This is a genomic window from Pelosinus fermentans JBW45 (assembly GCF_000271665.2).
GTDB lineage: Bacteria > Bacillota > Negativicutes > DSM-13327 > DSM-13327 > Pelosinus > Pelosinus baikalensis.
In genome coordinates, this window is record NZ_CP010978.1 from 5028730 (window position 1) to 5037500 (window position 8771).

At 42.9% G+C, this 8771-nt stretch carries 5 protein-coding genes and 2 rRNA genes; 1 reads left to right on the forward strand and 6 read right to left on the reverse strand.

Annotated elements, in window-relative coordinates:
- Positions 1 to 6 precede the first annotated feature (6 nt).
- Together JBW_RS22215 and JBW_RS22220 are read right to left on the reverse strand one after the other, a co-directional pair.
- Positions 7 to 1113 carry a glycosyl hydrolase family 18 protein gene (locus tag JBW_RS22215; protein ID WP_007953927.1) on the reverse strand — a complete coding sequence of 369 codons (1107 nt, stop codon included), beginning with the start codon at positions 1111 to 1113 and terminating at the stop codon, positions 7 to 9.
- Between the two features lie 197 nt (positions 1114 to 1310).
- Entirely contained in the window at positions 1311 to 2564 is a 1254-nt protein-coding gene (locus JBW_RS22220; RefSeq protein ID WP_007953926.1) for a dicarboxylate/amino acid:cation symporter, read from the reverse strand.
- Between the two features lie 367 nt (positions 2565 to 2931).
- Between JBW_RS22220 and JBW_RS22225 the strand changes: the two genes are divergently transcribed.
- Positions 2932 to 3201, forward strand: a complete 270-nt coding sequence (locus JBW_RS22225; RefSeq protein ID WP_007953925.1) for a hypothetical protein — start codon at positions 2932 to 2934, stop codon at positions 3199 to 3201.
- A gap of 85 nt (positions 3202 to 3286) precedes the next feature.
- Here JBW_RS22225 and JBW_RS22230 read toward each other — a convergent pair whose 3' ends face one another.
- From JBW_RS22230 to JBW_RS22250, 4 genes are all read right to left on the reverse strand, one after another.
- Positions 3287 to 3922 (reverse strand): NUDIX hydrolase, encoded by a 636-nt coding sequence (locus JBW_RS22230; protein WP_007953924.1) that lies wholly within the window; start codon positions 3920 to 3922, stop codon positions 3287 to 3289.
- Between the two features lie 86 nt (positions 3923 to 4008).
- Positions 4009 to 5037 (reverse strand): FAD:protein FMN transferase, encoded by a 1029-nt coding sequence (locus JBW_RS22235; protein WP_007953922.1) that lies wholly within the window; start codon positions 5035 to 5037, stop codon positions 4009 to 4011.
- Positions 5038 to 5574: 537 nt separating this feature from the next.
- Positions 5575 to 5691: ribosomal RNA gene (gene rrf / locus JBW_RS22245) — 5S ribosomal RNA — on the reverse strand.
- 87 nt (positions 5692 to 5778) lie between these two features.
- Positions 5779 to 8710 (reverse strand): 23S ribosomal RNA (locus JBW_RS22250).
- Positions 8711 to 8771: the final 61 nt, after the last annotated feature.

Sequence of the window (8771 nt, forward strand, 5' to 3'; positions counted from 1 at the left end):
TTTTTTTTATTTCTTAGGAAATTTACTATCAATCAATGGCCAAACCTCTGGCTGCTCTTGGCCTAGACGCCATAGTGCAATGCCAGCAGGATTGTATTTTGCTATAACATCTAACTTAGCGGCTATGCTTTTATCATTTTCAAACCAAACTTCATGATCTTTGTAAGAAAAGTGAGGTGCCTGCACTGTCTCATCATACATAATTTTAGCGTCATGTTGTTCGGCCCGTACAATCGCATCTACATAGGTTATGGTTTCCCCTTCTTTACCAACCCAGTCATAACCATATAAACCAACACCAATGATTACTTTGTGTGGTCCACCACAATTATCAATAGCATATTTAATATTCTTTTCATACCAATCAATTGGCGCAATAGGGCCTGGCTTGGAGGTAGACCAATGATTGTCATAGGTCATAATCTGCAGAAAATCAGCATTCTTAGCCAGTTCGGGATAATTATAAGCTCCTGATACATCCTCCGCTACATCAACTTGCGGAAATACAGATATGATTACTGCTTTATTTATGCCCTGCATTTTTGGATATAGCTCCGCCATAAAACTAGTTAAATTATCCCGCTGTGCTGGCGGCAATAATTCAAAGTCAATATTAATACCATCATACTGCTTTTCTTGGACTAGTTTTACAATATTATCGATGGCCTTACTGCGAACTTCTGGATTACCTAGTAATTCCTCTGTAGAACCAGTTTTATTGGTAATCAAAGGATACATTTTAAGTTTAAGATCTCTAGCACTATCATATACCAGTTGGCTGTCTTTTGCTTCAACAGTGCCATCCTTTGTTGCCTTATACCAAAATGGACCAACACCTGTCATACTTTTAGCAAAGCTTTTCATACTTGGGAAAGAACCTGTTTTATCCGGTGTTCCTGGCCAAGGATTTTCATAATAGCCAATGATCATTCTCGGTGGCATCATGAGCTTCCCTGCTCCATTAACCCCAGGATTGTCTGTAGAATCCGGCATACCTGGCAGTGGTTTAGGTGCTGGACTATTACTACACCCACCTGCAAGTCCGACTACCATTATCACAAAACATAGCAGTACAATACTAGTTAAAATCTTTGAATAACGCAATATTGTCACCCTTTCCTAATGCTATACTAAGTACAGTCTAAAAAGCAGATTTTATAAATTCCATTCTGCATTTTTCCTGCCTTACTCATAGTATTGGCAAGAGCAATTTTCTTATTCAAAAAATATTAACACCAGCTCATAATCATAAAAAACAAAAAGAGACAGTGCCAAGTGGGCACCATCTCATTTCTGCTTTTTAGAATGAATTAATCATCATAATTTTTAGTATAAGCGACTTGCAGTACTTCATCTGGTAATTCATTTTCCCAGCGTGCTACTACTACAGCAGCTACACAGTTACCAATCAAATTACAGGCTGTACGAGCCATATCCAAGATACGGTCAACGCCCAGAATAATACCAATGCCTTCTACCGGTAAGCCAAAAGCCGCCGCAGTACCTGCAATAACAATGAGAGATGCACCTGGAACTGCTGCAATTCCTTTGGTTGACATCATTAATGTAACTAACATTAACATTTGCGTAGAAAGAGGGAAATCAATATGGTACACTTGTGCAATAAAGATAACTGCTAATGCACTATATAATGTGGAACCATCCAGATTAAATGTATAGCCTGTTGGCAATACAAAGGTAACAATATGCTTTGGAACACCAAATTTTTCTAATTTTTCCATTGCAATTGGAAGGGCTGCCTCACTGGATGCAGTGGAAAACGCAATAAGAATCGGTTCTTTAATGGCTCGTAATAATTGAAAGAAATTCATTCGAATAATTACAGAAGCACAAGCTAACAATAGCGTAATGAATAACACTAAAGCAAAATACAACGACCCAATTAGCTTAGCCAATGGAATCAACATTCCCAGACCAAATTTTCCTACAGTAAAAGCAATCAAAGCAAAAACACCGATAGGAGCTAATTTCATTACATACCAAGTAAACTTGAACATAATTTCAGCGACGCTGATAGCTAATGTAACCACTGGTTTACCCTTTTCTCCCATGCCAGCAGCTGCTACGCCGAAGAAAGTAGAGAACAAGATAATTTGCAGCATATCACCGCGACCCATAGCATCTACCACATTGGTAGGTACAATATTAACCAGCATTTGAGTCATATCAATGGTCTTCGTTGCTGCTGCCGCGGCAGAAGTCACGTCTGCACCTGTTGCGATCGCAACGCCTGCACCTGGCTGGAAAATATTCGCCACAGCCAGACCGACAAATAGTGCTAGCGTCGTAGCAACTTCAAACCAGATAATTGCTTTTGCACCCAAACGACCCAGCTTTTTGAAGTCTCCAGTTCCTGCAATACCCATAATTAATGAACTGAAAATCAAAGGTACTACAATCATTTTAATCATACGAATAAAAGTGTCACCAACGGGCTTTAATGCTTGTCCATAGGTAGGGAAAATATAACCGAAAACAACACCTAGTATAAGAGCAATAAAAATTTGAGTTGTAAGTCCTATCCCTTTTTTGTTTTTCTCCACGAATTCATCCTCCTCTAAAGTAAAATTGTCTAAAGGTCTCTTCCAGATATACACCCTTTAAAACTATTACAGTATATCAGCTGCGCTTATAAAAAGATACCCTAATTGCTTTATATTCAGTCTTTTCTGCACAATATATCCCAAACAAATTCTGTCAATTTTATACACTATATAATTTCTTTACTTGATGGTTGTCCTAATAAAAACTCAGAATTTTGCAAATAAGGTAGACACAACGAGATCATTGCACTATAAAGCCAAAGAACCCTGTTTTCTAGGCGAAAATCCATTATACATTTTCTATACTAAAATGATATAATGCTTGCAACTACATTTTATTCAAGTAGTAAAGGGAGTGTGTTGATAATTGAAAAAAGATCTTATTCAAGCCATGCCTCCACTTGACGGTCATGCTGTAAAAACGTTGGAAGATGCTCTTAGTAAATCCCCTAGCAAAATCATTCGTTTAGAGATTAATAACACGATTTATCAGCTTTCCCGGGAAGGTCATTGGTTTAAAATTTCACTGCTTACCAAAAAACTTACAGTGAAGCGATCAACTATTTTCCAAACCCTGACTGAAATCTATAATCTAATTATCCATGGTCAGAATTGGCGTATTGCTACCAATTATTAGAACATAGGAGTACAACTTGTTGTAGGCAGAATAAGCTAATATTTACTTAATTTAAAAATAATCCCTCTTTACAGAGGGATTTTTATTATTTATCATCGATAGTCTTATAAATCTCTAGAAATTCCTGCAAAACTTGTGCAGTCAAGCCCCAAACAACATGCTTTCCATACTTATAAAATGAAACCTGGTACGTTTTACGTGCCCGCCATTCTTCGGAGTATCCTGTAACCAGAGAAAAAGGGAAATCCGCTAAAGGTCTTGTTCCCATTTCCATGTGGGCGACAATCGGTTTATGGGCACGCAAAAAACGTAAAGGTATGGTAAATACTTCTGCAACTTCCTCCTGGCTAGGTTCAATCGGTTGAAGAGGCGAAAGATAACCTACATAAGGATGCAACTTTACTCCTATAGGGCTTATGATTTCGCCTAATGCTCCTAGAATTTTTATTTCCGCTGCTGCTAAGGAAAGTTCTTCTTGCGTTTCCCGTACAGCAGCAGCTAAAGCTGATCCATCTTCCTTTTCAATACGCCCTCCTGGAAAGCAAATCTCTCCAGGCTGCCAAGATAATTGTGTAGAACGTACCTCAAACAATATAGCTAATTCACCATCCTGGACGATAAGAGGCACCAGCACCGCTGCAGAAAAGAAATCATTATAACCAGCTTTACCTTCTACATTAGCAGCTAACGCTTCAGACAATTCTCTACATAAATCATCCATTACTAGTCCTCTCCCATCCAATCAGCATTTTTTTCACTTTGCTCAACAACCTATCTCTTTATACCGACAAAAAAAGCAATCATTCGTTATTTCTTATCTGCATCAGAAGATAGCTCTATCTTTCCCTCAAGACCGGGAGTAATAATAATCTTACCATCCAAAGTAACGATCACGGCTTCATTGCCGGGAAATTGTTTTAGCAGTTCTAACCCTTTTTCTACTCCTAGAACAAAAATAGGTTTACTCAAAACATCTCCATAGGTAGAACTAGAATTAACCATCGTTACGCTTGACACTTCCCTTGGCTGCCATCCTGTTCGCGGATCTAGAATATGTGAATATCGTATGCCGTCCTTCATCATAAACCGCTGATAATCTCCTGATGTCTCCATAGTATCCCATTCCGTCAAAGCCAGCTTAGCACTAATACCATCTGGATCGCGAGGATGCTGTATACCAATCCTCCATGGTTTACCATCAGGCTTATTACCAATAACCCGTACATCCCCGCCAGCATTTACTAGAGCAGATGTTATTCCTTTTGCTTTCAGTAGTTCAACAGCCTGATCGGTAGCATATCCCTTAGCAATGGCGCCTAAATCAAGCATCATGCCTGCCTTGGGCAAATATATCGTATTAGCAGTCGTATCTACCTCAACCAAATGATAATTTACCAATGGCAAAACCTTATCAATTTCAGCTTGACTTGGTACATATTCACCCTTATGACCAATTCCCCATAATTTCGTGAGAGGACCAACGGTGATATCAAAAGAACCGCCAAGCTTATCCGATACATCCTGGGAGAACTTAATAATTTTTACCAATTCAGGATCAACAACAACTTTTTCCTTACCTGCCATTTGATTAATTCTCGAAACTTGACTATTATCATCAAAATTATTCGTTAAAGCATGCAAATGCTGAAACTCAGCGAAAGCAGCCTTCACTGCCTCTTCTGCTCCTGGACCATAAGCAGTAATTTCAACAATTGTGTCCATAAGAAATTGAGTTTCTTTATAAACATTAGAGGAATTTGTCTTGCTAAAGCATCCTGAAATAAATAACGCTGCAATAACAACGATAACCATAATTAATGATAATTTTTTATTCATTAATTCACCTTCCTGTCATTCACATTTATCCTAATATTCAATGATCAAATAGTTAAGCTATATCTGTGTCTTAATGATCTATTACTATGTATCTACAAGTATGATTAACCCGTAATCTATATTATAATACAATTCTTTATGTTCTTATGAAAAACCTTCAATACTCTTCAAAAGGACACAGAGGTGTGCCGCAGCAGTGGCATTGTGCTTTGTGGTTCATAAATTAAAAAGCACTCACATAAATGAGTGCTTTTTAATTAACCAGCAACTACCTATCCTCCCAGGACGTTTCCATCCAAGTACTTTCGGCGTATGGGCTTAACTACTGTGTTCGGTACTTCGACTGGCGATAATACCCCATCTGCGTCGTTACTCCTGCGCGCGCTCACTTCACGTACTGATGTACTGCTCAGTTCGCGTGCTCGTCGTGCCTAGCATCTGAAGCATTCTCACCAATCTCAGGAACGAAAAAACAAAAAATACTCACTCAAGATCAATATGATAAAAAGCACTCACATAAATGAGTGCTTTCTAATTAACCAGCAACTACCTATCCTCCCAGGCCGTTTCCAACCAAGTACTTTCGACGTATAAGGGCTTAACTACTGTGTTCGGTATGGGAACAGGTGGAACCCCTTAGCTATCGCCACTGGATAGAAGTACATATGAAATATGTTCCTTCAAAACTTCACAGAAGAAAGACTGCATGTTAGTCGTTAGCAGCTTGCTGCTAACTAAATTTAAGTCAAGCCCTCGTCCTATTAGTACCAGTCAGCTGAATCCATTGCTGGACTTACACACCTGGCCTATCAACCTTGTCATCTACAAGGGGACTTACTAGCTTATGCTATGAGAGATCTCATCTTAAGGCTGGTTTCACGCTTAGATGCTTTCAGCGTTTATCCTTTCCGAACGTAGCTACCCAGCTGTACTCCTGGCGGAATAACTGGTACACCATTGGTTCGTCCACTCCGGTCCTCTCGTACTAGGAGCAGTTCCCTTCAAATCTCTTACGCCCGCGATGGATAGGGACCGAACTGTCTCACGACGTTCTGAACCCAGCTCACGTACCACTTTAATGGGCGAACAGCCCAACCCTTGGGACCTACTACAGCCCCAGGATGTGATGAGCCGACATCGAGGTGCCAAACCTCCCCGTCGATATGGACTCTTGGGAGAGATTAGCCTGTTATCCCCAGGGTAGCTTTTATCCGTTGAGCGATGGCCCTTCCACGCGGTACCACCGGATCACTAAGTCCGACTTTCGTCCCTGCTCGACCTGTACGTCTCGCAGTCAAGCTCCCTTCTGCCTTTGCACTCTTCGCGCGATTTCCAACCGCGCTGAGGGAACCTTTGAGCGCCTCCGTTACATTTTCGGAGGCGACCGCCCCAGTCAAACTGCCCACCTGACACTGTCCTCAGTATCGTTACTACTAAAGTTAGAATTCCAGTAAATAAAGGGTGGTATCCCAACAACGACTCCACACATACTAGCGTACATGTCTCGCAGTCTCCCACCTATCCTGTACATCATTTACCAAAATTCAATGTCAGGCTACAGTAAAGCTCCATGGGGTCTTTCTGTCCAGTCGCGGGTAACCTGCATCTTCACAGGTATTTCAATTTCACCGGGTCCCTCGTTGAGACAGTGCCCAAGTCGTTACACCTTTCGTGCGGGTCGGAACTTACCCGACAAGGAATTTCGCTACCTTAGGACCGTTATAGTTACGGCCGCCGTTTACTGGGGCTTCAGTTCACACCTTCGAATTGCTTCTAAGCACTCCCCTTAACCTTCCAGCACCGGGCAGGTGTCAGCACCTATACGTCAGCTTTCGCTTTAGCAGGCACCTGTGTTTGTGGTAAACAGTCGCTTGGGCCTCTTTTCTGCGACCTCCTTTAGCTCATACCGCAAGGGTAATCACCTAAAGAGGCTCCCCTTCTCCCGAAGTTACGGGGACATTTTGCCGAGTTCCTTAACGAGGGTTTTCCCGCGCACCTTAGGATTCTCTCCCCGCCTACCTGTGTCGGTTTGCGGTACGGGCACCCACAGCCTCGCTAGAAGCTTTTCTTGACAGCATGGGATCAGTAAGTTCATCAACCTTGCGGTCAACTCCCCGTCACTCCTCAGGCTTCTCGTTTAGCGGATTTGCCTACTAAACACCCTACAAGCTTAGACGCATTTCTTCCATTCATGCGATTACTTACCCTTCTGTGTCACTCCATCACTCAAACGGATGAGGGTGGTACTGGAATGTTTGCCAGTTGTCCATCGCCTACGCATTTACGCCTCGGCTTAGGCCCGACTTACCCTGAGACGACGAGCGTTGCTCAGGAAACCTTAGGCTTTCGGTGGACAAGATTCTCACTTGTCTTTTCGCTACTCATACCGGCATTCTCACTTCTATATACTCCACAGCTCCTTACGGTACTGCTTCGATGCGTATAGAACGCTCCCCTACCACTCATGCCCAAAGGCATAAATCCATAGCTTCGGTTCCGTACTTTAGCCCCGGACATCTTCGGCGCAAAACCTCTCGACCAGTGAGCTATTACGCACTCTTTAAATGGTGGCTGCTTCTAAGCCAACATCCTGGTTGTTTCTGAAGTTCCACATCCTTTGCCACTTAGTACGGCATTTGGGACCTTAGCTGATGGTCTGGGCTGTTTCCCTCTTGACTACGGATCTTATCATTCGCAGTCTGACTCCCAAGGTCCGAGTACAGCCATTCGCAGTTTGACAGAGTTCGGTAACCTATAAGGCCCCTAGCCCAATCAGAGCTCTACCGTCTGTACTTATTTCTTGAGGCTAGCCCTAAAGCTATTTCGGGGAGAACCAGCTATCTCCGCGTTCGATTGGCATTTCACCCCTATCCACAACTCATCCCAAAACTTTTCAACGTTCACGGGTTCGGTCCTCCACGCAATTTTACCTGCGCTTCAACCTGGCCATGGATAGATCACTGCGGTTTCGGGTCTACAACAACTAACTAATCGCCCTATTAAGACTCGCTTTCGCTACGGCTCCACATCTTCTGCTTAACCTCGCTAGTTACTGTAACTCGCCGGTTCATTCTTCAATAGGCACGCCGTCGACCACATAAGGGTCTTCGACTGCTTGTAGACATACGGTTTCAGGTTCTTTTTCACTCCCCTCCCGGGGTGCTTTTCACCTTTCCCTCACGGTACTATACGCTATCGGTCGCCAAGGAGTATTTTGCCTTGGAGGGTGGTCCCCCCTGCTTCCCACAAGGTTTCACGTGTCTCGTGGTACTCTGGATCTCAGCCATCTCGCTCTGCTTTTCGTCTACGGGACTGTTACCCCCTATGGTCTACCTTTCCAGGTAGTTCGACTAAGCCTGACTCGAATTATGCTGGTCCTCAACCCCGAATCAGTAAACTGACTCGGTTTGGGCTCTTCCCCGTTCGCTCGCCGCTACTTAGGGAATCTCACTTGATTACTTTTCCTCTGGGTACTTAGATGTTTCAGTTCCCCAGGTGCCCTCCTCATGCTCTCAGGCATGGGTAACAATGCATTACCATTGTTGGGTTTCCCCATTCGGAAATCTAGGGATCAATACCTGCTTGCGATTCCCCCTAGCTTATCGGAGCTTACCCCGTCCTTCTTCGGCTCTTGGCGCCAAGGCATCCACCGTATGCCCTTATTAGCTTGACTTCGTCACTCTAATAGTCGGTTTACAATAACCTATCATCTGCGTTGTTGTCGCTGTGGGCAT

What these genes read in the sequence shown, in the direction of transcription:
- JBW_RS22230 (WP_007953924.1), bottom strand. Translation starts at nt 3,922, where the DNA reads ATGGATGATTTATGTAGAGAATTGTCTGAAGCGTTAGCTGCTAATGTA.
- JBW_RS22235 (WP_007953922.1), bottom strand. Translation starts at nt 5,037, where the DNA reads ATGAATAAAAAATTATCATTAATTATGGTTATCGTTGTTATTGCAGCG.